Origin of the sequence: Antarctobacter sediminis (assembly GCF_019218285.1) — a bacterium.
In the GTDB taxonomy this organism is placed as follows: domain Bacteria; phylum Pseudomonadota; class Alphaproteobacteria; order Rhodobacterales; family Rhodobacteraceae; genus Antarctobacter; species Antarctobacter sediminis.
The window spans coordinates 17,209-40,952 of sequence record NZ_JAHUZG010000008.1; the positions used below are offsets into that span (position 1 = coordinate 17,209).

At 62.1% G+C, this 23,744-nt stretch carries 21 protein-coding genes; 16 read left to right on the plus strand and 5 right to left on the minus strand.

Features of this window, described 5'->3' with window-relative positions; genetic code table 11:
* The first annotated feature begins 21 nt into the window (after positions 1-21).
* From KJP30_RS23125 to KJP30_RS23140, 4 genes are all read left to right on the plus strand, one after another.
* Positions 22-903: an NAD(P)-dependent oxidoreductase gene (locus KJP30_RS23125; protein WP_218451909.1), complete on the plus strand. Its 882-nt coding sequence runs from the start codon at positions 22-24 to the stop codon at positions 901-903.
* 16 nt (positions 904-919) lie between these two features.
* Positions 920-2,236, plus strand: a complete 1,317-nt coding sequence (locus KJP30_RS23130; protein ID WP_343222810.1) for an alpha-hydroxy acid oxidase — start codon at positions 920-922, stop codon at positions 2,234-2,236.
* 153 nt (positions 2,237-2,389) lie between these two features.
* Positions 2,390-3,424, plus strand: coding sequence for a fatty acid desaturase (locus KJP30_RS23135; RefSeq protein ID WP_218451910.1), 1,035 nt, complete (start codon positions 2,390-2,392; stop codon positions 3,422-3,424).
* 15 nt (positions 3,425-3,439) lie between these two features.
* Entirely contained in the window at positions 3,440-3,763 is a 324-nt protein-coding gene (locus KJP30_RS23140; RefSeq protein ID WP_218451911.1) for a MocE family 2Fe-2S type ferredoxin, read from the plus strand.
* 33 nt (positions 3,764-3,796) lie between these two features.
* Here the strand turns inward: KJP30_RS23140 and KJP30_RS23145 are convergent, their stop codons facing one another.
* Positions 3,797-4,639 carry a helix-turn-helix transcriptional regulator gene (locus KJP30_RS23145; RefSeq protein ID WP_218451912.1) on the minus strand — a complete coding sequence of 281 codons (843 nt, stop codon included), beginning with the start codon at positions 4,637-4,639 and terminating at the stop codon, positions 3,797-3,799.
* A gap of 4 nt (positions 4,640-4,643) precedes the next feature.
* Positions 4,644-5,495 carry a helix-turn-helix transcriptional regulator gene (locus KJP30_RS23150; protein WP_218451913.1) on the minus strand — a complete coding sequence of 284 codons (852 nt, stop codon included), beginning with the start codon at positions 5,493-5,495 and terminating at the stop codon, positions 4,644-4,646.
* Positions 5,496-5,642: 147 nt separating this feature from the next.
* On the opposite strand from KJP30_RS23150, the gene KJP30_RS23155 reads away from it, so the two are divergent.
* Positions 5,643-6,437: a 3-methyl-2-oxobutanoate hydroxymethyltransferase gene (locus tag KJP30_RS23155; RefSeq protein WP_218451914.1), complete on the plus strand. Its 795-nt coding sequence runs from the start codon at positions 5,643-5,645 to the stop codon at positions 6,435-6,437.
* A 94-nt stretch (positions 6,438-6,531) separates the two neighbouring features.
* Here the strand turns inward: KJP30_RS23155 and KJP30_RS23160 are convergent, their stop codons facing one another.
* Positions 6,532-7,377 (minus strand): sugar phosphate isomerase/epimerase family protein, encoded by an 846-nt coding sequence (locus KJP30_RS23160; RefSeq protein WP_218451915.1) that lies wholly within the window; start codon positions 7,375-7,377, stop codon positions 6,532-6,534.
* A 164-nt stretch (positions 7,378-7,541) separates the two neighbouring features.
* On the opposite strand from KJP30_RS23160, the gene KJP30_RS23165 reads away from it, so the two are divergent.
* The 8 genes from KJP30_RS23165 (at position 7,542) to KJP30_RS23200 (ending at position 19,141) form a co-directional block, all read left to right on the plus strand.
* A complete protein-coding gene (locus tag KJP30_RS23165; protein WP_218451916.1) occupies positions 7,542-8,372 on the plus strand; it encodes a phytanoyl-CoA dioxygenase family protein in 831 nt (276 codons plus the stop codon).
* A gap of 9 nt (positions 8,373-8,381) precedes the next feature.
* A complete protein-coding gene (locus KJP30_RS23170) occupies positions 8,382-9,062 on the plus strand; it encodes an MBL fold metallo-hydrolase (protein WP_218451917.1) in 681 nt (226 codons plus the stop codon).
* A gap of 99 nt (positions 9,063-9,161) precedes the next feature.
* Complete coding sequence (locus KJP30_RS23175) at positions 9,162-10,892, plus strand: ABC transporter substrate-binding protein (RefSeq protein WP_218451918.1); 1,731 nt, start codon at positions 9,162-9,164, stop codon at positions 10,890-10,892.
* A gap of 118 nt (positions 10,893-11,010) precedes the next feature.
* The gene (locus tag KJP30_RS23180) at positions 11,011-12,018 is read left to right on the plus strand and encodes an ABC transporter permease (RefSeq protein ID WP_218451919.1); all 1,008 of its coding nucleotides are present in this window, start codon (positions 11,011-11,013) and stop codon (positions 12,016-12,018) included.
* Between the two features lie 3 nt (positions 12,019-12,021).
* A complete protein-coding gene (locus KJP30_RS23185) occupies positions 12,022-12,954 on the plus strand; it encodes an ABC transporter permease (protein ID WP_218451920.1) in 933 nt (310 codons plus the stop codon).
* Between the two features lie 97 nt (positions 12,955-13,051).
* On the plus strand, positions 13,052-14,779 hold the full coding sequence (locus KJP30_RS23190) for an ABC transporter ATP-binding protein (protein ID WP_218451921.1): 1,728 nt from the start codon (positions 13,052-13,054) through the stop codon (positions 14,777-14,779).
* On the plus strand, positions 14,776-17,841 hold the full coding sequence (locus KJP30_RS23195) for an alpha-mannosidase (RefSeq protein WP_218451922.1): 3,066 nt from the start codon (positions 14,776-14,778) through the stop codon (positions 17,839-17,841). Before KJP30_RS23190 ends, KJP30_RS23195 begins: the two co-directional genes overlap by 4 nt.
* A 61-nt stretch (positions 17,842-17,902) precedes the next feature.
* Positions 17,903-19,141: an AGE family epimerase/isomerase gene (locus tag KJP30_RS23200; RefSeq protein WP_218451923.1), complete on the plus strand. Its 1,239-nt coding sequence runs from the start codon at positions 17,903-17,905 to the stop codon at positions 19,139-19,141.
* A 45-nt stretch (positions 19,142-19,186) separates the two neighbouring features.
* Here the strand turns inward: KJP30_RS23200 and KJP30_RS23205 are convergent, their stop codons facing one another.
* Positions 19,187-20,080, minus strand: a complete 894-nt coding sequence (locus tag KJP30_RS23205; protein ID WP_218451924.1) for a LysR family transcriptional regulator — start codon at positions 20,078-20,080, stop codon at positions 19,187-19,189.
* Between the two features lie 103 nt (positions 20,081-20,183).
* On the opposite strand from KJP30_RS23205, the gene KJP30_RS23210 reads away from it, so the two are divergent.
* Positions 20,184-21,020 (plus strand): hypothetical protein, encoded by an 837-nt coding sequence (locus KJP30_RS23210; protein ID WP_218451925.1) that lies wholly within the window; start codon positions 20,184-20,186, stop codon positions 21,018-21,020.
* 2 nt (positions 21,021-21,022) lie between these two features.
* A complete protein-coding gene (locus KJP30_RS23215; protein ID WP_218451926.1) occupies positions 21,023-21,775 on the plus strand; it encodes a sulfotransferase-like domain-containing protein in 753 nt (250 codons plus the stop codon).
* Between the two features lie 43 nt (positions 21,776-21,818).
* Here the strand turns inward: KJP30_RS23215 and KJP30_RS23220 are convergent, their stop codons facing one another.
* On the minus strand, positions 21,819-22,721 hold the full coding sequence (locus KJP30_RS23220; protein ID WP_218451927.1) for a DMT family transporter: 903 nt from the start codon (positions 22,719-22,721) through the stop codon (positions 21,819-21,821).
* Between the two features lie 153 nt (positions 22,722-22,874).
* Between KJP30_RS23220 and KJP30_RS23225 the strand changes: the two genes are divergently transcribed.
* Positions 22,875-23,738, plus strand: coding sequence for an AraC family transcriptional regulator (locus KJP30_RS23225; protein ID WP_218451928.1), 864 nt, complete (start codon positions 22,875-22,877; stop codon positions 23,736-23,738).
* Positions 23,739-23,744: the final 6 nt, after the last annotated feature.

Below are 23,744 nucleotides of genomic sequence, written 5' to 3' on the forward strand. Positions count from 1 at the left end.
ACGACCAAAGGGAGTAAGGGCATGACCAAACCCGTCATCGGATTCATCGGCCTTGGCCTCATGGGGGGCAACATGGTGGAGAACCTTCAGAAAAAGGGGTTCGACCTGGTTGTGATGGACCTCAACAAGGACGCGGTGGGGCGTGTGCTTGGGCGCGGCAACGCGCGCGAGGCCGCATCGCCTCGGGAACTGGCCGAAGCCAGCGACATCGTGATGCTCTGCCTCACCACCTCGGAAGTCGTCGAAAAGATTGTCTATGGAGAGGACGGCATCCTTGCAGGGATCCGCGAAGGTGCCGTTCTGATCGACTTCGGCACCTCGATCCCCGCGTCGACCCGCAAGATCGGGGCCGATCTGGCCGCCAAGGGTGCGGGGATGGTCGACGCACCGCTGGGTCGCACACCGGCCCATGCCAAGGACGGCTTACTGAACATCATGGCCGCAGGCGACAAGACGCATTTCGACAAGGTCAAGCCGGTGCTGGATGAACAGGGCGAAAACGTCTTCTACCTTGGTGCGCTTGGCGCTGGCCACACAACCAAGCTCATCAACAATTTCATGGGGATGACCACGGTCTGCACCATGAGCCAGGCCTTTGCGGTGGCCGATCGCGCCGGGGTGGACCGGCAGCAGTTGTTCGACATCATGTCCACCGGTCCGTCGAACTCGCCCTTTATGGGGTTCTGCAAGAACTACGCCGTCGACGGGGTCAGCGATCTTGGCTTTTCGATCAACAATGCCAACAAGGATCTGGGCTATTTCCTGAAAATGGCCGAGGATCTGGGCACAAGGGCCGAAATCGCCGAAGGCACGGCGCACAACCTTCAGGCTGCGGTGGCGGCGGGATTGGGGGATGGCAACGTTCCGGAAATCTTCGACTATTTCCTGAAACTGGACGCCTGACAGAATCACGGCGGTGGTGGCCAAGACCTGCGCCACCGCTGTATACGCCCGGCAAATCATTCCAAGCAGCAAGGTCGAGGCGCAGGATGCAAGACATGGCAGTCAAGACCCCCCGGACCGGGCCGTGGCATTGATGGCCGGGCACAGGGCCATGCGCCGGATCTATGCGCTGGAAGATCTGGAGCCCGCCGCGCGCCGTCACCTGCCGCCGCCGATCTTCGGCTATGTCTCGGGCGCGGCGGAAACCAACGCGTCGCTGGACGACAATCGCCGGGCCTATTCGGAAATCTCCTTTCTGCCCCGGGTCGGGATCGATGTCTCGGCCCGTAGTCTCGCCACGCGCCTCATGGGGATGCAGTTCGACCTGCCCTTTGGCATCGCCCCCATGGGCGTGTCAGCCCTGACCGCCTATCGCGGAGATCTGGTGTTGGCGCGGGCGGCGGGGCGCGCCCGCATCCCGATGATCATCAGCGCCGCCTCGCTGATCCCGATGGAAGAGATCGCGGCCCAGAACCCGGATGCTTGGTATCAGGCCTATTTGCCGAAACAGGCAAATGAAATCGCGGCGCTTTTGACACGTGTCGCCGCCACCGGGATCGAAACCCTTGTGGTCACCGTGGACAGCGCCGTCGTTCCCAGCCGCGAAAACAACCTGCGTTCAGGCTATCGCACCCCGATCAAGCCAAACCTCTCGCTGCTCTGGCAAGGTATGACCCATCCACGCTGGGCGCTGGGGACGTTTCTGCGCACCTATGTGCAAAACGGGCCACCCCATTTCGAAAATGCCACCGCGACGCGCGGCGCGCCGCTGTTGTCGCGGCAGGCCGTCCGAGATTTCTCGGGGCGCGAGTTCCTCGACTGGTCTCTTCTGACCGAGGTCCGCCGGCTATGGAAAGGTCGGCTGGTGCTGAAAGGCATCCTGCACCCGGATGACGTGACCCGCGCCGTGCAACTGGGGGCAGAAGGCATCATCCTGTCGAACCATGGCGGACGCCAACTGGACGGTGCCATCGCTCCGCTGCGGGTTGTCTCGGCGGCGGTCGAGCGCGCCAAGGACATGCCGGTGATGCTGGATGGCGGCATCCTGCGTGGCACCGATATCCTCAAGGCGCTGGCGCTGGGGGCACGGTTTGCCTTTGTGGGACGGCCATTCAACTATGCGGCCAGCATTGGTGGCGCGCATGGTGTCGATCACGTCATTGACCTGCTTCGGGTTCAGTTGCGCGCGGATCTGGGCATGTTGGGTCTGACCCGGCTTGACCAACTGAACCACAGCCTGATCGAAACCGGCGGCTTTCGCGAAGTTCCGCCGGGACCGCCCGGCAAGACCTGATCGCAGCCGGGATCGGCCCTGCCACAAAGTCAAATCCGTACATGATTTCATCAATCGCCGCGCTTAGATTGCGGGCGGTTCTGTACCATTTTGACCTCCTGCCACGTCTTGCAACGCACCTCTTGGCGAATGCAGACAACGACGGAGACAAGAATGAACGCCATCCCATGGAAAGATTACAGCCTTGTCAGCAATGACGGCGATCGCGGGCCCCAGACGCATCCGACATGGTATGCCCCCGCGCTGGATCGCAAGACGCTCAAGGCGCTGATGAAACGCTCGGACCGGCCGGCGCTGGCAAACTATGCGCTCTGGATCGGACTGATCCTTGCCCTGGGCGCCCTGACGGTGGCCACTTGGGGCAGCGGCTGGGGCTTGGTCTGGCTGGTGATCTACAGCGCCGTCCACCAAAGCGCCACCGCGCGCCAGCATGAACTGAGCCACGGCACCCCGTTCAAGACCCGCTGGCTGAATGACCTGTTCTTTCACTTCAGCTCGTTCATCACCCTGTCCGAAGGGCACTACTATCGCTGGCGCCATGCCCGCCATCACACACATACGATCATCGTCGGCAAAGACCCCGAGATCCAGTCGCCGCGACCGCCCGAGTTGATCTCGTTGCTCATCAACATTTTCAATCTCAAAACCGTGGTCATAACCATGCGTGACTTCCTGCGTCGGGCTGCGGGCGATCTGGGGGCCGGGGCGCATTTCATTCCCGAAAGCGAACAGCGCACCGTGATCACGGCCGCACGGGTCTATCTTGGGTTGATCCTGCTGATCATCGGGGCATCCCTGTTGACCGGTTCGCTGCTGCCCTTGTTGCTGACCATCGGGCCGCGTGTGATCGGCGCGCCGCTATATGCCCTGCTGCACTTTACCCAGCATGCCGGCCTGAACGAAGACGTCTATGATCACCGTCTGAACAGCCGCACGATCTATATGAACCCGGTGCTGCGCTTTCTTTACGGAAACATGAACTATCACGTCGAACATCACATGTTTCCCATGGTGCCTTATTACCGCCTGCCCGAACTGCATGAACTGATCAAGGACCACTGTCCGCCGCCCAAACGCGGCCTGCTGGACGCCTACCGCGACATCGTTCCGACGCTGCTGCGACAGCTGAAGGATCCCAGTTATCACCTGCAACCGGAACTGCCTGACGCCGCCGCCAAGGCAGCCTGAGAAGGAGACCCAAACATGACCACGGTTGACACATGGATCGACGCTTGCGCCGTCGATGACATCGAAACCGAAGACCTGATCGGCTTTAGCCATGACGGCAAGCTATACGCGATCTACCGCAGCCCCGACGATCAATTCTATGCCACCGACGGGCATTGCAGCCACGAAAAGGTTTCGCTTGCCGATGGTTTGGTGATGGATCACATCATCGAATGCCCGATGCACAACGCTCGCTTTGACTATCGCACCGGCGAAGTCAAAAGCGCCCCCGCATGTGTCAATCTGCGGACCTACCCCGTCCGACGAGAGGGCGATCGTATCCTGATCGCGGTCGGTTGACCGCCCTGCCCCGGCCACCAGACTGGCCGGGGCCTAGCCGTTCTTGAGCGGGCTCTGGTGGTGCCGCTTGCGATAGGTGTCCGGCGTACAGCCGTATTGCTCGCGGAACAGCCGGTGGAAGTAACTGAGGTTCTCGATCCCGCAATCCTCGGCGATCTCTGGCAGGGGCAGTTTTCCCTGCCGCAGCAACATCGCCGCATGCTGGATCCGCAACCGGTTCACATAGCCTGTAGGCGACATCCCAAGATACTTGCGGGTCTGGCGGCTGACATGTTCGGGACCGCGTTTGGCCGCCGCCACGAAGCCCGCGCTGCCCTTGCGAAAGACCTCGGGCGACTGCGCGGCATAGCAGGCATCGACCAGCCAGCCGGGCGCGCTGGGATGGATGCGGGCCACGTCATCCAGAACGAAGGTCATCATCGTCAGCAGGAAATGTTCGAGCCGTAACTGCGTTTGCAGCGTGGTCTGTAACGTGCGCGAGGTATTGATCGCCCGTTCGTGCTGGGCCCCGACAAGATGAATGCAGGTTGGCAACCGCCCTGAGGACCAGAAGAACCGTTCGTAAAGATCCTCGCGGTACCGTTCCAAAAGCACATCGGCGGTTTCGGCCCGGAACATGATATTGATGATTCGACAGGCGTCATCGGTGCGAAACCCGTGGGTATCGGACGGCCGGACAAAGACAACATCGCCTTCGCGCAGCGGCGCTTGGCTGTCATTGATCATGTGTGTCGTGGCACCGGATTCCACCAGCATCAATTCGTAGTAGTCATGAGAATGCAAAGGTGTCGCCGCATCGGTCGGCAGGGCCTTGCGGGCAAAATGAAAGACCTCTGACGGTTCAAGATAATCGTCGATGCAAAAGACCTGCGCCATGGTTCTATCCCGGCTGCACCGGGTCGACCCGGTGGTACTTGCGGTACTGGCTGGGCGTGTTGCCGTAGGACTCGCGGAACAGCTTGTAGAAATGGCTGAGGTTCTCGATTCCGCAGTCCAGCGCGATCTCGACGATCGGCATGTCCGATGACCCTAGATGCATGGCCGCATGTTCCATGCGGATGCGGTTCACAAAGGCCGTGGGGGACACACCAAGGTGTTTTCGCGTCATCCGGCAGACATGTTCGTGCCCCCGCCCCGCCGCCTCGACAAAACCGGCAGAGCCTTTGCGAAAAACCTCAGGCGACCGCGCCGCCTGACAGGCGGACACCAGCCAGCGCGGCGTGCCTTCGGGCAAGGTGATCGCGTAGTCGATCACCCGCGTCATGAAATACAACAGGAACTGTTCGACCCGCGCCAGTGTCCGGCGCGCGGTCTGCAACTCTGCCGATGAGTTGATCGCGCGTTCCAGCCGCGGCCCCGATAGCAAGAAAGTGTCCGGTTGCGGCCCCTCCTTCCAAAAGAACCGGCGGCCCAGTTCCGTGCCATAGCGGTCGAACAGGTGATTGGCCGTTTCGACCCGAAACATCACGTTGATGATCCGGCACCCTTCATCGCCCGAGGCCTGAAACCCATGCGCATCGCCCGGACGGACAAAAACCAGTGACCCGCGCGGCAGCGTTTCCGTCCGGTCATTGATCCGGTGCAAGGTCGATCCCTGTTCGACAAGGAAGAGCTCATAGTAGTTGTGGTCATGCAAATAGGCAGGCCAGCGCGGTTCAAGGTTCTTGCGCGCGAAATGAAAGGCATCCTGCGGACCGATGTAGGATTCGATCTTGAATTGGCGGGTCTTCATCAGGGCAAACCAGCAGATATTCGACGCCTTACAATGGCAGAAAATCAAGTTTGCGCAAGAATTGGTCAAACCCCGAAAGCGCGCGGCGAACCGCGGCGGGCTATCATGTCCGCCACATTTCCCCACATCGACAGATCGGAGAGACCCATGCCCGCGCTTACCGTGAAGGACCTGCTTGCCAGCAAGGGCCAACGCAAACTGACACAGGTGAACGTCCACGACCCTCGCGAGGCCCGGGCCTGTGAAGAGGCCGGGATCGACATGATCATCACGTGGGAGCGCAGTCCGATCCGAACGTTCCGCGCCGCCGCACCCGGGACCTTTTTCACGGTCGGCCTGGTCTACGGCACCTATGTGAACGCGGACGAGGCCAAGCGCGCCGCCTTCGACGCGATGGAAAAAGGCGCTGACGCGATCTATTGCCCGATGGGTCTGGACGTCGTCGAGGCGCTGGCGCGCGAGGCGATCCCGGTCCACGGTCACGTCGGGTTCGTTCCCTACAAACGGACATGGACCGGCGGATTCAAGGCGGTGGGCAAGACGGCCGAAAGCGCCATCGAGGTCTACAAACGCGCCAAGGCCTATGAGGACGCGGGTGCCATTGCAATCGAGGTGGAACTGGTGCCGGTGCCGGTGGCGACCGAGATCACCAAACGCCTGTCGATCCTGACGGTGGCGATGGGGGCTGGCAGCGGTTGCGATGCGCAGTACCTCTTTGCGAAAGACATCCTTGGATACAACGACGGCCACGTGCCGCGTCACGCCAAGAGCTATCGCGATCACGGCGCCGAATACCGGCGGCTCTACGACGACTCGGTCGCGGCTTTTGCCGAGTTCAAATCCGAAACCGAGGCCGAAACCTTCCCTGCGCAGGGCAATGTACTGAGCATGAAGGAGGCCGAGTTGGACGCGTTTCAGGCGGCTGTGGAGAAACTGGGCTGATTCAGGGATCCGACCTGATCAAAGGGTGCGCATTCATTGCGCACCCTACGAAGGAACGGACGGCGCCTGACCGGTCAATGCGCCGCACCCCGTTTCAGCCGAACCACTCTGTCAACCGATCCCGCATCCAGCGGTTCAAATCCAAAAGGTCCGCGTCCCTTTCATGGCTAAAGGGGCGCGTGTTCATATAGGGGGGCGGACCGTATTCGGGGGTTACCGTAAAAACACCCCCCCGGCTTTGCACCGCGTCGCGCGCGATGCTCCACCAGCGACGATACAGAGCCAGGTGCCTCGCCCAGTGCGGATCTCCCGGATGCGGCACCTGCGCACCCTTCTCATGGCCGACGCGGGCATGGACATGGCCGCTGCGGCGCGCGGCCTCATCAAACAGATCCATCAGATCCAGCGGTTCGCGGTCGACGATGACGTGCCAATGGCTAAGGTCCAGCGTCAGTCGCATTTCGGGCAAAGCCTCCATCAGGCGGGCACAGCGCCAAGGATCGTTCAACAACCGCCCCCGATGCGTTTCCATCAGCGCCGCAAGACCGTGATCCGCCGCCGCCGCCATGCAGTCGCGCAGGTAGCTGACGGCGGTGCCCTCATCGAACCCGTCCGACCCGGCATGGACCACCAGCTTGGACGCGCCCAGCGCGGCGGCAACCGCTGCCTGTTTCCGAAACTCGGCCAGATGATCCCGCGCGCTGCCGTATTCCGCCGGGCGCGTGGCAACTTGAACGATCACTTGCAACCCTTTCTGCGCAGCGCGCTGCCGCAGGGTGTTGATGACCTGATCCGCCGCGCCCTCCTCAAAGGTTAGCGCGGCCAAGGGAAACTCGACCCCGGCGTAGCCTTCTTTGGCGGTATCCTCGACGAAATCGCTTAACCGGGGCCAAGGACCGCCCGGCCCCACAAGGCCCCAACTTGTCCTGAATTGATCCATCGCAGCTATCCTTCCTGACGCAAGACGCATCAGCACTGGATCATTCGACCATAATTCCGCAACGGAGGTGATTAACAAAGTCAAAATAGCGCATTTTTTTGTCAAGCCAAACCATCCGACGTCCGGTCGCATGAGCGTAAGATGAGCATCGGAGGAATCATTACATGCTCACGCAACCGCTTGATTTGTCGTTCAAACCTGCCGACGCTGCCCAAGCGCGCATTTTGACGGCGGAACAGATCGCCCACTACAACACCGAAGGCTTTGTCCAGCCGTTTGACATTTTCGGCGCCGACGAGATCGCGGAGATCCGCGGCTATGTGAACGGGTTGATGGAGGCGCTTGGCGAAAACGGGGCCTATGGCATCAATTGCTATCAGGCGCGCCTGTCGGGTCTGTGGGACATTGCCACCGATGCCCGCATCCTTGACCGCGTGCAGGACATCATCGGCCCGGATATCATCTGCTGGGCCAGCGCGATCCTGTCGAAAAAACCCCATGACCCGAAACAGGTGCCTTGGCACCAGGATGCCAGCTTTTGGTCGCTCAGCCCGGCGCGCACCGTGACCGTCTGGCTGGCCATCGACGACGCGGACGAAGCAAACTCGGCCATGCGCTTCCTGCCGCGCAGCCATACGCGCGGCAAGATCGAGGAAACCACGATGGGGCCGAATTCGGTCTTTCACAAGGGCATCGCCGTGACCGAGGACATGGGTGCACCGTTTACCAACAGCCTGAAGGCGGGGCAGATGTCCATGCATGCCGACATGCTGGTGCATGGCAGCCTTGCCAATACTTCGGACCGCCGCCGCTGTGGCCTGACGCTCCGCTACTGCCCGCCACAAAGCCGCATGGTCGATGCGCAATGGGCCAAGGGCGTAGAGTCGATCATCTGCCGCGGCAGTGATCCTTCGGGCCATTGGCGGCATTTCGACCGCCCCGAAAACAACGACATCACCAAGACGTCCAGCCCGCATGTGGTGGGCAACAACTGAGGCACGACAATGAAGATCAAGTGGTACGGACAGGCGGCGTTCATGCTGACCCGCGCGGACGGGTTCCGCATCGTGACCGACCCCTACACCCCCGAGGAACTGGGTTTTGGCCCTATGGAGGACGAGGCCGACCTTGTCCTGACGTCTTCGGACGACGACAGCGCGCATTGCCGCTCTGACCTGATCCGGGGCAACCCGGTGACCTACAATACGCTGGACGCAGTGCGCGCCGGTGGTCGGGCACAGGTTGGCGGCATTGACGTGCGCGCCGTCGAGGCAATGGAGATCGAGGATCACCCGCTGCACGAACCGGGCGCCAACGCGATGTACCGGTTCGAGGTTGACGGGATGCAAATCGCCCACATGGGCGACGTGGGCAACGACCTGAATGCCAAGCAGACGGCCTTTTTCGAAGGCACCGACATCCTGCTGACCCTAGCGGGTGGCCAATTCACCACACGGTTGGACGAGGTCAAACGCCTGATCGACGTGACACGGCCCAAGCTGGTCATCCCGATGCATTTCCGGACGCTTTGCTACAAGCCGCGCAGCCTGCTGTGGATCAACTCTTTCCTGTCGTATTTCGACGAGCAGAAAGAAGTGGATTTCGCCTTTGGCTGCGAAGCCGAGGTGACAAAGGACAGCCTGCCCGACCAGACCCGGGTGCTGGTCATGGATTACGCCCGATAAGGGCAATTGACGGCCCCGCCAAGGGCCGGGAATACGGGCAGGGAGAGCCCGCCGAGGAGGCCCGCCCAAGGGCGGACAAGACGAAAAGGGAGACACCACATGACTTTCACCAGACGAGCGCTCTTGGCCTCGACCATCGTGCTGGCGGGGCTGGCACCGGCCCTCGCACAGGACGTGGCGCGCGAGGACACGGTCATCTTTGACCTCGACCGCACGATCAAGGACCCGGAGAACTTCAACTGGTTCACCCCGGGCACCAAACGCCTGCACGGCGCGCATCAGGCCATGTGGGAACCGCTGTTCATCCTGAATTACGAAAGCGGCCAGCTGGAACCATGGCTGGGGACCGAGTTTGCACCGAATGACACCCACGATGAATGGACGCTCAGCATCCGCGAAGGTGTGAAATGGTCCGATGGCGAAGCCTTCAACGCCGATGACGTGGTGTTCACCGTCAACCTTGCGCTTGGCAACGAAGACCTGTCCTCGCGCGAGGCGGCCACCGTCCGGGCGCAGGTCGCCAGTGTCGAAAAGATCGATGACCTGACGGTGAAGTTCACCCTGACCGCTGCCAACCCGCGGTTTGCCGTCGAGAACTTTGGCAACCGGATCTTTGGGTCGTTCCTCATCATGCCGGAACATGTCTGGGCCGGTCAGGACCCGGCGACCTTTGCCTTTTACCCGCCGATCGGCACCGGCCCTTACAAGTACCGTTCCGGCAGCACCAACCGGATGATCTGGGACCGCGACGACAACTATTGGGGCGCGGCCACCGGTTTTGTCGATCTGCCCGAACCGCTGCGGTTGATCTGGCTGGAATCGGGCGGCGAGGAAAGCCGCGCGCAGCTGCTGGCGGCCAACCAGATGGACGCCGGTCAGACCGTGAACCTTGGCACCTTCGAGGCGATCCGCTTTCAGAACCCGAACGTGATTGCGTGGAAGGACGGCATGCCCTTTGCATGGTCGGACCCCTGCGCCCGCCAACTGGAGTTCAACACCACCGTGGCGCCCTGGGACGATCCCAAGATGCGACAGGCGGTAAACCACATCATCAACCGCACCCAGATCGTGAATGTTGCCTATGAAGGCACGACCGAGGCCTCGCGGTCGATTTTCGTGCAATACGGCGGGATGGAGCCCTTCATCTCGGCGGTCGTGGACGCCGGGTTCGGCTTTTCGCCGCGCGCCGATGTGGACGCGGGGCAGGCGCTGATCGAGGCGGCAGGCTATGTCAAGGGATCGGACGGCATCTATGAAAAGGACGGTCAGGACCTGACGGCGCTGATCACCGTCAACACCGCGTCGACCGAGCTGACCCGCGCCGTGGACGTAATCGTCGAACAGCTGAACCGGGCCGGCATCGCCGCCAAACCGGTTCCGGTGGAAAACGGCGTCTTCTGGGGCACCGCGCTGCCGCTGGGCGAATACGACCTTGCCTATACATGGCTGTCCTGCGGATCGGTCAATGAACCCTGGGCGACCATGAGCCGCTACACCGCCAAGGACGTGGTGCCGGTGGGTGAACGCAGCCCCGGTTTCAACAACACCGCCCGCTGGAACACCGAGGCGACGGCCGCCTATTCCACCATCGTCGACCAGATGGGCGGCCTGTCGGTGGGCGATCCGGCCGTTGTTCCGATGGTCGTCGAAGCCTATGAGCACTATTTCGCGGAACTGCCCTTCCTGCCGATCGTGCAGGCCTCGAAGCTGCTGCCGTTCAACACGACCTACTGGACGGGCTGGCCGACGCAGGAAAACAACTACAACCATCCGGCGCATTGGTGGGGCCACACGCACCAGATCATTCACAACCTCGAAAAGGTCGATTGATCCTCCCCGGGGCGGGTCTCCTACCATCTGCCTGCCCTGACTGACCCGGGTCGTGACCCCGCGACCCGGGTTTCTTCCCCCGCTCGCCAATCCCCTCTTTAGAACGAAAGGAGCGGCCATGGGACGCATTCCTGCAAGCTATCTTGTCAACCGCGTCGTGACCCTTCTGCTGACGGTCTGGATCGCGGCCACGCTGATCTGGATCATCCCCCGGCTGTCCCCGGTCGATCCCGCCGAAATCATGCTGGGCCGCATGGCCTCGGGTGCCGGGACCGTCGCCAATGCCGACGCCATCCTTGAAACCCTGCGTTCGCGTTTCGGCCTGGATGAGCCGCTGCTGGTGCAGTATTTCAAGTATATCCGGAACGTTTTCCTGTTCGATTTCGGCCTGTCGACCGCCTCTTTCCCGACCGAGGTGTCCAGCCTGATCGCCAAGGCGCTGCCCTGGACGCTGGGCCTGATGCTGATCTCGATCACCATCACCTTTTTCATCGGCAACCTGCTGGGCGCGCTGATGGTCTGGGATCATTCGCCGAAGCTGGTCAAGGTGGCGATCCCGGCGGCGATGGTCTTTACCTCGATCCCGCCGATCCTGTCGGCGCTGCTGCTGATGTGGATTTTTTCGGCCAAGCTGCGGTGGTTCCCGCTGACCGGCGCCTATGGGTTGACGGTTGAACCGGGCCTCAGCTGGAGCTTTGTGCAATCGGTGATCTACCACGGTTTCCTGCCGGCGCTGTCCATCGTGGTGGTGACCTTCGGTTTCTGGGCGCTGGGGATGCGCGGGCTGATGATCACCGTACAGGGCGAGGATTACACCACGCTGGCCAAGGCCAAGGGGCTGCGCCCGCGCTACATCCTGTACAAATACATGATCCGCAACGCGATCCTGCCGCAGATCACCGCCTTTGCCCTGAAGATCGGCATGCTGATCGCCGGCCAGGTGCTGGTGGAACGGATCTTTGCCTACAACGGCATGGGCAAGCTTCTGTACGACGCCATTCTCGATCAGGATTTTCCGGTCATTCAGGGCGTGAGCTTTGTCATCATCCTCATGACCGCGCTTTCCGTCTTTCTTGTCGATCTGGTCTATCCGCTGATCGACCCCCGCATCCGGCACGAGGGCTGACCCATGACGAACACAGCTGACACGCCCGTAAAGCCCGAACTCACCGCCCGCCAGATCCGCCGCATGAAGCGGTTCGACAATCCTTGGCGCAATCCGAAACTGATGTGGGGGGCGGCGCTGATCCTAGGCATCGTCGCCATGGGCATCCTTGGCCGCCTGCTCTGGGACATGGATCTGGTCTATACCGGTTCGGCCCAACTGAAACTGCCGCCCATCGGCTTTGAGAACCTGCGTGGACAGGCCGGTGTGGCCGACAATCCGCTGGGCACCGATGGCGCGGGGCGCGACCTGCTGGCGCTGATCGTGATCGGGGCACCGAACTCACTGATGGTCGGGCTCTTGGCTTCGATTATCGGGATGAGCATCGGGATCTTCCTTGGCTTTTCCGCCGGGTTTCTGGGCGGTCGGGTCGACGATACGATCCGCATCCTGTCGGACGTGATGATCACCATCCCGCCGCTTTTGATACTCGTGGTGTTTCAGGCCTCTTTCGGGGATGTGAGCCTGACCCTGATGGCCATCCTGATCGCGGCCTTCATGTGGCAGTCGCCCACCCGCCTGATCCGGGCGCAGGTGCTGTCGATGCGCGAAAGCGGCTATGTCCAGATGGCCCGGCTGTCCGGCGCCTCGACCATGCACATCATGTTCCGCGAGATGATGCCGAACCTAGTGCCCTACCTGTTCGGGTCCTTCATCGCGAACGTGACCACCTCGATCGTGACGGCCGTGGGGCTGGAGGTTCTGGGCCTTGGTCCGCAACGGATCCCGACCCTGGGCCGCATCATCTACGAGGCGATCAACTCGGGCGCGCTGATCCAGAACCTGTGGTGGTGGTGGGGCATCCCGACGATCCTGCTGGCGGTGATGTTCATCGGCCTGCTGCTGATCAACCTCGGCCTTGATGAAGTGTCCAACCCGCGGCTGAGGAAACTCTGATGCGTCAAGACACAGACCTTCGCGCCCCGGGCCTGACCCGGGGCCTCCCGGCCAATGCAGAGGCCCCGGAGCAAGTCCGGGGCGGGGAGCAACCGACATGACCATTCTCGACATCAAGAACATCTCGATCGACTTCCCCACCTCCAAAGGGGTTGTGCACGCGGTCAGCAACCTGTCGCTGTCGATCCCGCAGGGGCGGCGCATCGGTTTCATCGGAGAAAGTGGCTCGGGCAAGACGACGACCGCACTGGCGGCCATGCGAATGCTGGCCGCGCCCGGATATGTGGCCGAAGGTGAAATCCACCTCTATTCGCTGGGCGACACCAACGTTCTGGAACTGTCAGACGACGAAATGCGCCGCGTCCGGTTGAAAAAGATCGCCTATATCCCGCAGGGCGCGATGAACTCGCTGAACCCGGTGATGCGGGTCGAAAACCAGATCTGGGACGGGATCATCGCCCACGAGGGACAGGTCGAAGTGGTTGAACTGAAACGCCGGTCCCGCACCGTCCTGGAAAGCGTCGGCCTGCCTGCCTCTGTCGGGCAACTTTACCCGCACGAACTGTCTGGCGGCATGAAACAGCGGGTCTGCATCGCCATCGGCGTCTGCCTGAAGCCCGACCTGATCATCGCGGACGAACCGACCTCGGCGCTGGATGTCATCACCCAGCGGCAGGTCATGCAGACCCTGCGCGAGGTTCAGGAAAAGATCGGCGCCGGGTTGATCCTGATCGGGCATGATATGGGATTGATGGCCCAGTCGGTCGATGATCTTGCGGTGATGAAACTGGGCGAGATGGTCGAATATGGCACCGTCCGCCAGATCATCGAAAACCCGCAACACGAATATACGCGCCAGTTGATCTCTTCGGTGCCGCTGGTCGGCGGCGAGAGCTTTATCCAGAGCGCACCGGAAATCCTGCGCGGCGACTCTGGCCCGCTGTTGGAATTCGACGGGGTGACCAAGCAATATGGTGCGGTCACGGCACTGCACCCGTTGTCTTTTTCGCTGGACGGGGAAAAACCCAAGATCATCTCTGTTGTCGGGCAATCCGGGTCGGGCAAATCGACCATGGGCAGCCTGATGCTGGGTTTCAACGCGCCCACCACCGGCAAGGTCACCTTTCGCGGCAAGGACATCAACCGCCTGAGCAAGGCCGAGTCGCTGACCTTCCGCAAGGATGTGCAGGCGGTGTTCCAGGACCCCTATGCCTGTTTCAACCCGTTCTACCGGGTCGATCACGCGCTCAGCTTTCCTTTCAAACGGTTTGGACTGGCCAAGTCGCAGTCCCACACCCGGCAAGCCATGGAAGAAGCCTGCGATGCCGTCGGGCTGGACCCGTCGCTGGTGCTGCGCCGCTATCCGCACCAGCTTTCGGGCGGGCAGAGGCAGCGGCTGATCGTGGCGCGGGCCTTGATGCTGTCGCCCAAGCTGCTGATCGCGGATGAACCCGTTTCGATGGTCGATGCCAGCCTGCGCGCGACCATCCTCAGGAACATCCACGACCTGAAGGACAAGCACGGGATCTCGATCCTCTACATCACGCATGACCTCGCCACGGCCTATCACGTCAGTGATTATGTCATGGTGCTGTACCACGGCCGGGTGGTTGAAGCCGGACCGCCCAAGGCGGTCATCGGCGACCCGCAGCACCCCTATACCCGCCTTCTGATCGACTCGATCCCCTGGCCTGACCTCGATCGCGATTGGGGGTCCGCCAAGGATGCCGCTGCCGGACTGGAGGCGCTGGCCTCTGGCAAGGATGCCCAGCGCAGCATCATCCGGGGCGATATCGAAGGCTTTGACCTGAAGGTCGGATCATGAACCACCAGTTGCGTTTTACCGCGGAAAAAATCGCCAAGCGGATCGACCTGATCCGCCCGCTGATCCACCGCGCCCACCAACCCTTGTCGACCTTCGACTTCGAGGAACTGTCCGACGCCATGGCGAAACCGGGCAGCGGAACCGCGCGCGGCCCCGTCGAATGGGACAGCTACTGGGCCGGGCAGGACACCCATTTCGTCCTGCGCACCCGGTTCGAGGTGCCCAAGGATTTCACCCACCCGGCCCTGTTCCTGCCGCTGGGGGTCGCGGGGGACATCTTTACCCACCCCGAGGCGCTCTTGCACATCGACGGCAAGGCGCTTGCCTCGGCCGATCGCCACCACCAGTTGATCCCGCTGGACCCCGCGCTGGCGGACGGCGAGCAACACGACCTGATGCTGCACGGCTGGACCGGCCTGACCGGCTGGCCGCCCGATCCGAAAAACCCGGCGCGCTTGCAGATCCGGCCCTGTCACGTTGTCGACGTGGACCGCGCCCTGCGAGAATTTATCATCCTGGCCGAGGTGACATTGGACGTGGCGCGGACCATCGGGGTCACAGAGCGCTTGCACGACCGGCTGTTGGCGGCGCTGGACAAGGCATTTGTCACGCTGGACACGCGCGATCCGCTGGGCGCATCTTTCCGAGCCTCTGTGTCCCCCGCCCACGCGGTTCTGCGGGCCGAGCTGGACCGCCTTGGCCCGCCAGAGCCCGAACAGCTGCACGCAATCGGCCATGCGCATATGGACATCGCCTATCTCTGGCCAGTCGACCAGATCCGGCAGAAAAACGCGCGCACCTCGTCAAATGTGCTGCGCCTGATGGATCAGGATGCGGAGTTTCACTTTTCGCATTCGCAACCCCAGCTTTATGAATACACCGCACAGGATTTCCCCGAGATCTTTGACGCCATCAAAACCCGCGTGGCCGAAGGCCGTTGGGAAGTCATGGGCGGCATGTGGGTCGAAAGCGATTGCAACATTCCAGGGGGAGAGGCACTTGTGCGGCAGATCCTGCTGGGCCGCAGCTATTTCCGGGAACAGTTCGGCGCGGTGGAAACACCGGTCCTGTGGCTGCCGGATACCTTCGGTTTCCCATGGTCCCTGCCGCAGTTGATGAAACAGGCTGGACTGGAATATTTCGTCACCAACAAACTGAACTGGAACCAGTACAACCGGATGCCCTCCTCGGCGATCTGGTGGCAGGGTCTGGACGGTTCCCGCGTGCTGACCCAATTCCTGACCACCCCGCGCGAGGTTCAGCACCTGCCGTTCCCGACCAATTACAAATCCGACCTCAGCGCCGCCGAGGTCATCGGAACCGTATCCAACGCGACTTCGGGGCCGGACGTAGAGGATTTTCTCATCGCCTACGGCTATGGTGACGGCGGTGGCGGTCCTACCGAAGAACTGATCCTGCGCGCCCGCGCCTATGGCTCCATGCCCGGTGCGCCGCGCGTGCAGATGGGTCGGATCGGCCCGGCACTGGACGCCATCCGCGACCAATCGGCCCGCCTGCCCGTCTGGAATGACGAAATGTACCTTGAAGGGCATCGCGGCACGCTGACCTCTCAGGCATGGATCAAGCGTGCCAACCGTCTGGCCGAACGTGCCCTGCACGACACAGAGGCGGCGGTGGTGCTGGCATGGCCCCAAGGTGCGCCGCAAGAGATCCGCGAGCGGCTGACGGCCCTGTGGAAACTGGTCTGCCTCAACCAGTTCCACGACATCCTGACCGGGACATCCGTGCCCGTGGTCTTTGAGGACGCGCGGCGTGACTATGCGAACATTCAGGCAGAGGCCACGGCGCTGCGCGACAAGGCACTGGCGCATCTGTCCACGAGCCCCGGCCACGGCCTGTTCAATCCGGCACCGGTGCCTTCTGCGCAGGTGGTCTTTGTGCCGGACGCCACCGAAGGTCAGCAACAGGTCGATGGCGGTGCCCTTGTGGCCGTTTGCCCCCTGCCCGCCTATGCCACCGCGCCAATGGTCCCTGCCGACAAGCCGGTGCAACCCGTCACCCTGACGTCCACCAGCACCGGCTACGTCATGGAAAACGCGCTGGTACGGCTAGAATTGGACGGGGACGGCACAGTGCTCGGCCTGCGTCACCTGCCCAGCGGGCGCGAGACGCTGGCCCCCGGGCAGACCGGCAACCAGCTATGGGCCTTTGAAGACCGGCCGATCAGTTGGGATGCATGGGACATCGACGTATTCCATGAGGACCGCAGTGAACGCATCGACGGCGCGCCGCGGGTCGAGGTGCTTGAAACCGGCCCGCTGCGCGCTGCGCTGCGCGTCACCCGCACCTATCGCAACAGCCACATCACGCAGGTCATCCGGCTGGAAGCGGCCAGCCCGCGCGTCGATTTCGTGACCGATATCGACTGGGCCGAACAGCACACGCTGCTCAAGGTCGCCTTTCCGGTCGATATTCACAATTCGCGCGCCCGGTACGAAATTCAGTGGGGCGAAATCGAACGCCCGACGCATCGCAACACCACATGGGACTACGCCCGTTTCGAGGTTCCCGCCCAACGCTGGGCCGACCTGTCCGAGGGCGGCTTTGGCGTCGCGGTGTTGAACGATTGCAAATACGGCTATGACATCCGCGAAAACACGATCCGCCTTACGCTGGTGAAATCCTCGACCAGCCCCGATCCCGGCGCGGATCAGGGCCACCACCGGTTCACCTATGCCCTGCTGCCACATGCAGAGGATCCCGCTCTTGTACGGGCCGAAGCGCGCCGGTTGAACGATCCGGTGATCCCGGCCGCAGGCCTTGGCAACCGGGCCCCCTTGGTCAGATGCAGCGCACCGAATGTCATGCTGGACACACTGAAACCCGCCGAGGACGGCGACGGTTTTGTGCTGCGGCTGTACGAGGCCGAACGCAGGCGCGGAGCGGTGCGGATTCAGTTCGAGCGCCCGATGGACCGTGTGATGCGTTGTGACCTGCTGGAAAACACGACGGCGGTGCTGGACCTTGACGACAACGGTGTTACCCTGCCCCTCGGCCCCTTCGAAATCGCCACGCTACGATGCATTCCACGTGCGGAATGACGGCATGGCCTGTCTTGAGGCCTGCATTGATGACGCTGCCCCACGGCAGACAGGAGACGACATGACCACCAACTTGGGAACAGCCGACGCCAATGCGCGCTGGCTGAACGACCCGCAGCACCGGGCCTGGCTGGCACAGCACGCGCGGTCGCAATTCGACTTTTTCGGCGCCTGCCTGCGGGCGGCCCCCGGATTTCATCTGCTGGATTTCGACGGCACCCCGATCCCCGGCGCGCCGCAAGAACTGCACAGCACCACGCGGATGGTGCATTCCTATGCCTTGGGTCAGATCGCAGGCGTGACCGGGGCCGACAAGATCGTCGATCACGGTATGTCCTATATCTGGTCTCACCACCGGGACACGCAACACGGCGGCTATGTCTATGCTTTGAACGATGACGGTATCTCGGATCCGGTCAAATTGGCCTACGGCCATGTCTTTGTCCTGTTGGCCGGCGCAAGCGCCAAGATGGCGGGCCATCCCGATGCCGACAGGATGATCGCCGATGCCACCGAGGTGCTGAACGCCCGGTTCTGGGACGATGCGCGCGGGTTGTTCGCAGACGAGTTCAATCGCGATTGGACGCCGTTTTCCACATATCGCGGCATGAACGCCAACATGCATGGGGTCGAGGCGCTGTTGACGGCCTACGAGGCGACGGGCGAGGCGGAATACCTTAGCCGGGCGGGCCGCATCCTTGATTTCTTCATCGGCCAGATGGCGCCCGACCATCACTGGCGCCTTCCCGAACATTACACCGAGGACTGGAAGGTCGATCCCGACTACGAAGGCAATCCGATGTTCCGACCCGCAGGGACGACGCCGGGCCATTCCTTTGAATTCGCACGCCTGCTGTTGCAACACTGGGATCTGAACGGTCGCCCCGAAGATGGCGCGCCGGACCGGGCCCGCAAACTGTTCCGAACCGCACTCAAGGATTCCACCGACGCCAAACGCGGCGGTTTTGTCTACACGGTGGATTTCGACGGCGGCTGGATGCGGCAAGCGCGCTACTGGTGGCCCGTGACAGAGGCGATCGGCGCGGTCGCGGCCTTTCTGAAACTGGACTGGACCGCAGAGGACGAAGCGCTTTACCGCGAACTCTGGACCTTTGCCGACCGCCATCTGATCGACCACGCCAAGGGCGGATGGTTCCCGGAACTGGACGAGGCAAATCGGCCCGAAGCCACCCGGTTCACCGGCAAGCCGGACATCTACCATTCGATTCAGGGCACGCTGTTTCCGATGGTCGATCCCCTGTCGCGCATCGCTCCGAAACTGGCGGGGCTACTGGCCTGACCACAAGTGGCCCGGAACGGCCTGTCCCGGCGTTGGGCGGGCCGTTCATCCCCGTAACGCGCCCAAGAGCGCAAGACATTGCCGCGCCGCCGGGTTGAAACGCCCGAAACGGGTCAACCGCGCATAGATGCGCGTGTTCCGCGAATACCAATCGACGGTCATTTCCTCCAGCCGGCCCCGTTCGACATAGCCATCTGTAAACCCCCGCCAGCCAAGCGCCAGCCCTTCGCCGGCGGCCGCGGCCTCTAGCAGGTAAACATAGCTGTCGAATTCTTCGCCGACCGGCCAGTCCGCATAGGCAGGATGCGCCTGTTGCCAGCCGGGCCAGTTCATCCAACCGAAATTGTCCTTGCTGAGTTCCAGCAACGGCGGCGGCGCTCCGTCGCCTTCAAGCGCCCGCTTGGCCTTGGAAATGACCTCAGCCGTGCCAACCGGTTTGACCTCTTCGGTGCAGACAACCACATGCTCGGCCTCGGGCGGGCTTGCGGCATATTCAAAGACGATATCGGCTCCGGTATCGACGGCCGATTGCGTCAGGTTATATTCCGCCGTCAGCAACCGCAGGTCCACCTCTGGCCCCAAAGTCTGACGCAAGTGCCGATGCCGAGGCATCAGCAACAGGTGCGATACAGAGTGTGAACAGACCAGCGTGACGGTCTTTTCGGGCCGCACCAAGGTTCGCACGGCCCCCTGCAACAGATCCAGTCCCTGCACGATTTCTGCGTGAAATTGCCTGCCTTTGCTGGTCAACCGGATCGGCGAGGCCTCTCTGTCGAACAGTGCCGCACCATAGCGGATCTCAAGATTGCGAATGTGCCGACTGATCGCTGGCTGCGAGGTGTTCAGCTCGTCTGCCGCGCGGGCGAAACCCTGCAATCGCGCGACGGCCTCGAACGCAGCGAGGGAACTGATCGAGGGCAAGAGATACTTTCGCGACATGATATCATTTTGGATATGCACCCCGACACATGAAAGCAATGGAAAAGACGCCGGGGCCCGGACAGGGTGCAGGCAAGCCTCCCCTTTTTCGATGGACCGCAGAATGAGCCAATACAAGAAACCCGCCAAATGGGCCGACCCCAAGGTCAAGCTTTTTCCGCAACAGGTCGGCTTCACCTGCCCGCCCCAGGATTTTGACGCTGCGCCGTCGGACTTCCTGCGGATGGCCCCGCGCAGTGTCGGCGTCCATGGCTGGATGTTGCATGTTCCCGATTATGCGCACCGGCTGGACCAGCGCAAAAGCAACTTTGGCATGTTGGAGGATTTCGTCGAATGCATGGCCAATAACGGTGTCGATGCCTGCGGTCAGGTGGGATCGAACTGGGTTCACGCTTCGGGCCTTGGCGTCGAAGGCATCCGCCAGCACTGTGATATGCTGAGTGACCGGTATGAAACGCCCTTTCATATGGCCGGCTACGCCATGGTCGAGGCCCTGCGCGACCGCAACGTCGAGAAAGTGGCCCTGAACGCCTGCTATCACCGCGACAGCTGGTACCAAGGCACTGTCGGTTTTCTGAAAGAGGCTGGGTTCGATGTGGTCTGGGCCGGGAATTTTCACGATCAGGGATGGTTTGCCACCCAGCAAGAGGTGGACGACTGCATCTGGTGCTTTGACGAAGACCTGATCTGGAGATCCTTCGATTACACCGCCGAACAGGCCCCGAATGTGGACGCCTACCTGATCAACGGCATGAGCAATTATCGCCGTCCGGAAGATGGCCTTGCCCAGCGCCCCGCCCATTATGCCGCCGCGTTGGAAGCGCGGCTGGGCACCCCGGTCATCGGCCATGACATCGCGCTTTACTGGCGCATCTTCAAGACCCTCGGGCTTGCCCCCGCCACCGAGCAGGGCAGCCTGCTCTCTTCCCTGAAAGGTTGACCATGCACAAGATCATTGCCCTTTGGGCCATCCCCCGCTCGACCTCGACCGCCTTTGAATGGATGATGCGCCAGCGCGGCGATCTGGATTGCCTGCACGAACCCTTTGGCGAGGCATGGTATCAGGGCGAAGACCCGATGTGGCCCCGTTTTCGCGCCGGGGACAGGACGACCCCGGGCCTGACCCTTGAAAGCGTTTGGGACGACATCCAGAACCGCGCCCGCAAAGGGCCGGTATTCATCAAGGATTTCCCGCACTATATCAATCATATGTGGGACAGCGAATTCCTGTCGCATTTCACCCATGCCTTCCTGATCCGCGATCCGGCAAAGACGATCACCTCGATGCACGCCAAATGGCCCGATTTCGATGAGCTGGAGGTGGGCTTTCCTGAACAGCGCGCCTTGTTCGACCTGCTGACTGCGCTGAATGGCAGTCCGCCGCCGGTGCTGGACAGCGACGACCTGCTGGAAAACCCGGCCGACATGACCCGCGCCTTTTGCGAGGCGGTCAGTATCCCCTTTCTCGAGGAGGCGCTGACATGGGAGGCAGGCGGCGATCCTTCAGCGCATAGCTGGTGGGATGGCGGGTCGTTTCACGCCAACCTCGCACAGTCGACCGGGTTGAAACCACAGGTTCGGAAATACGTCGACCTCAAGGACTCGCCCGACCGGGTGCGGCAGGTGCATCGGCGGATGCGGCCTCATTACGAACATCTCTACCGTCACAGGATCAAGCTGCTGCAACCGGCCTGACGCAACTGATGGCATGGGCGGAAACCGCCCGTGCCGCGCCCGTTCAGGACAGTCGCACACCGGCGCGACGCAGGGGCAGCGGCCAGCCGCGCATGAACATCACCGCGTTGCCGCATAGTGCCAGCCCCACACCCAGGGCTTTGACCCAAGTCCACTGGTATCCCTCCACAAAGGTCGAGATGCTCAGCGCGACAATCGGGAAAAGCACCGTGGCATAGGCGGCCTGAGAGGCACCGATCCGCGCAACCATCATCAGGTAGGTGGTAAAACCAACCACCGATCCGATCACCGACAAATAGATCAGCGCAGCAACATAGGCAGCATCCGGCGGAACAATGATCTGCACCCGGGCCCCAAGGATGCAGATCAGCAGAAACAACGCGCCATACCCCATTGCCCATGCGTTCGCGTCCACCGTCGACAGACCCGCCGCCGCGTTTCGGCGCGAGATCATGTTGCCCAAGGAAAACATCATCGTGCCTGCGGCGGCAAAGCCGATCCCGCGCAATGTCTCGGTTGCGTTGTCCAACGAAAATTCGGCCCCGAACAGCAAGATCAAACCAAAGACCCCGATCACACAGGCCAGAAGGGCGCGAGGACTGATCCTTTCGCCATAAAACAGACGGGCATTTAAGGCATTGAACAGCGTTGCCAGCGAAAAGACGACCGAGATCAACCCGGTGGGGATATGGGCAGCGGCGGAATAGAAAAAGAGGAAGTTCAGGCTGAACAGGCACAGCGCCTGCGCCGCCAGCCATGGGTGATGACGCCGCCCGGGGATGCGCAGGCGACCCAGCACAGCCAGCCCCAGCAAAAAGACCGTCCCGGCAAGAGCAAAACGGTAAAAGACCGACACGATGATCGGCACCGGCCCCACCTGAAGCGCGATTGCAATCCATGTGGTGCCCCAAATCAGGACGGTTGAAACGAATAGCGCGGCGTTCATGGCGGCTCCCCGAGGTGTTTCGCCTCTCCTACCGGCCGTGCAACCACGAGTTTTGCACGATCTTGCGGTCAAAGCCGGACACGGGAGGGAATGGCATTTGCGGCCGTTCGCCCTGCGCATATGGTCTACCGGACATCAAGCCAGACCCGCCTCATGCCCGAACACCTGCATCCCGTTTCCAGCTTTCTCGCCGCCTCGCCCCAAGCGCAGCAATTGGGCAGGCTGGAGCTTGGCCTTGGCCGTTCCGCCGCGATCTGGCGCAATGAAAACGACCGGGTGACCTATGAGGCACCGCAGGGACATACCTTCAGCTTTTATCTTGCCGGCGGCAACGGAACGTGGCGCACGGACGGAACGCCTTTGCACGGCTGGCCCGGAGCGGTCTGCGTCATGCCGCAGGGACAAAGCTCGACATGGGACATCACCAGCGCCTTTACTTTCGTGCACCTCTATGTACCCGACAGCGACCTGCGCCGCGTCTACGCCGAAACCTTCGACCGTGACGCCCGCAGTCTGGACCTGATCGACCGAACCTATGTCGCGCCTGACGAACTGGCCGCGCCATTCGGCCAACTGGTACAGGGGATCACCCGGCAGAACGCAGCGCAGGCCGAGACGGCAGCGGTTGACCTGATCCAGACAGTTCTGGAAAGCGGGCGCTTTGGGCAGGCGGCGCGGGCGCCGTTGTCAGGCGGGCTGTCGCCGCGCAACCTGCGGCTGATGCGGGACTATATCGAAGCCAACCTCGACCAGCCGATTTACCTGCGCGATCTTGCCGGCATCGTCGGGCTAAGCGAGTGCCACCTGCAACGCAGTTTCCGCGAGACCTGCGGCACCTCTCCTCAAGGATGGATCGCGGCACGGCGGATCGACCGGGCCAAATCCCTGATCCGCGCAGGCACGCCGCTGGCACAGGTCGCCGCAGCCTGCGGTTTCAACTCGCAAAGCCACCTGACCCGCGCCTTTCGTGACGGCACCGGAACAACGCCCGCCGCATGGCGCCGGGCCTTGTCCTGATGTCCC

Bases quoted from the DNA above. Each gene is read 5' to 3' on its own strand.
- KJP30_RS23220 (WP_218451927.1), bottom strand. From the start codon at position 22,721: ATGAACGCCGCGCTATTCGTTTCAACCGTCCTGATTTGGGGCACCACA.
- KJP30_RS23205 (WP_218451924.1), bottom strand. From the start codon at position 20,080: ATGTCGCGAAAGTATCTCTTGCCCTCGATCAGTTCCCTCGCTGCGTTC.
- KJP30_RS23225 (WP_218451928.1), top strand. From the start codon at position 22,875: ATGCCCGAACACCTGCATCCCGTTTCCAGCTTTCTCGCCGCCTCGCCC.
- KJP30_RS23155 (WP_218451914.1), top strand. From the start codon at position 5,643: ATGCCCGCGCTTACCGTGAAGGACCTGCTTGCCAGCAAGGGCCAACGC.
- KJP30_RS23145 (WP_218451912.1), bottom strand. From the start codon at position 4,639: ATGGCGCAGGTCTTTTGCATCGACGATTATCTTGAACCGTCAGAGGTC.
- KJP30_RS23190 (WP_218451921.1), top strand. From the start codon at position 13,052: ATGACCATTCTCGACATCAAGAACATCTCGATCGACTTCCCCACCTCC.
- KJP30_RS23180 (WP_218451919.1), top strand. From the start codon at position 11,011: ATGGGACGCATTCCTGCAAGCTATCTTGTCAACCGCGTCGTGACCCTT.
- KJP30_RS23185 (WP_218451920.1), top strand. From the start codon at position 12,022: ATGACGAACACAGCTGACACGCCCGTAAAGCCCGAACTCACCGCCCGC.
- KJP30_RS23195 (WP_218451922.1), top strand. From the start codon at position 14,776: ATGAACCACCAGTTGCGTTTTACCGCGGAAAAAATCGCCAAGCGGATC.
- KJP30_RS23200 (WP_218451923.1), top strand. From the start codon at position 17,903: ATGACCACCAACTTGGGAACAGCCGACGCCAATGCGCGCTGGCTGAAC.
- KJP30_RS23175 (WP_218451918.1), top strand. From the start codon at position 9,162: ATGACTTTCACCAGACGAGCGCTCTTGGCCTCGACCATCGTGCTGGCG.
- KJP30_RS23215 (WP_218451926.1), top strand. From the start codon at position 21,023: ATGCACAAGATCATTGCCCTTTGGGCCATCCCCCGCTCGACCTCGACC.
- KJP30_RS23210 (WP_218451925.1), top strand. From the start codon at position 20,184: ATGAGCCAATACAAGAAACCCGCCAAATGGGCCGACCCCAAGGTCAAG.
- KJP30_RS23170 (WP_218451917.1), top strand. From the start codon at position 8,382: ATGAAGATCAAGTGGTACGGACAGGCGGCGTTCATGCTGACCCGCGCG.
- KJP30_RS23160 (WP_218451915.1), bottom strand. From the start codon at position 7,377: ATGGATCAATTCAGGACAAGTTGGGGCCTTGTGGGGCCGGGCGGTCCT.
- KJP30_RS23140 (WP_218451911.1), top strand. From the start codon at position 3,440: ATGACCACGGTTGACACATGGATCGACGCTTGCGCCGTCGATGACATC.
- KJP30_RS23165 (WP_218451916.1), top strand. From the start codon at position 7,542: ATGCTCACGCAACCGCTTGATTTGTCGTTCAAACCTGCCGACGCTGCC.
- KJP30_RS23125 (WP_218451909.1), top strand. From the start codon at position 22: ATGACCAAACCCGTCATCGGATTCATCGGCCTTGGCCTCATGGGGGGC.
- KJP30_RS23150 (WP_218451913.1), bottom strand. From the start codon at position 5,495: ATGAAGACCCGCCAATTCAAGATCGAATCCTACATCGGTCCGCAGGAT.
- KJP30_RS23135 (WP_218451910.1), top strand. From the start codon at position 2,390: ATGAACGCCATCCCATGGAAAGATTACAGCCTTGTCAGCAATGACGGC.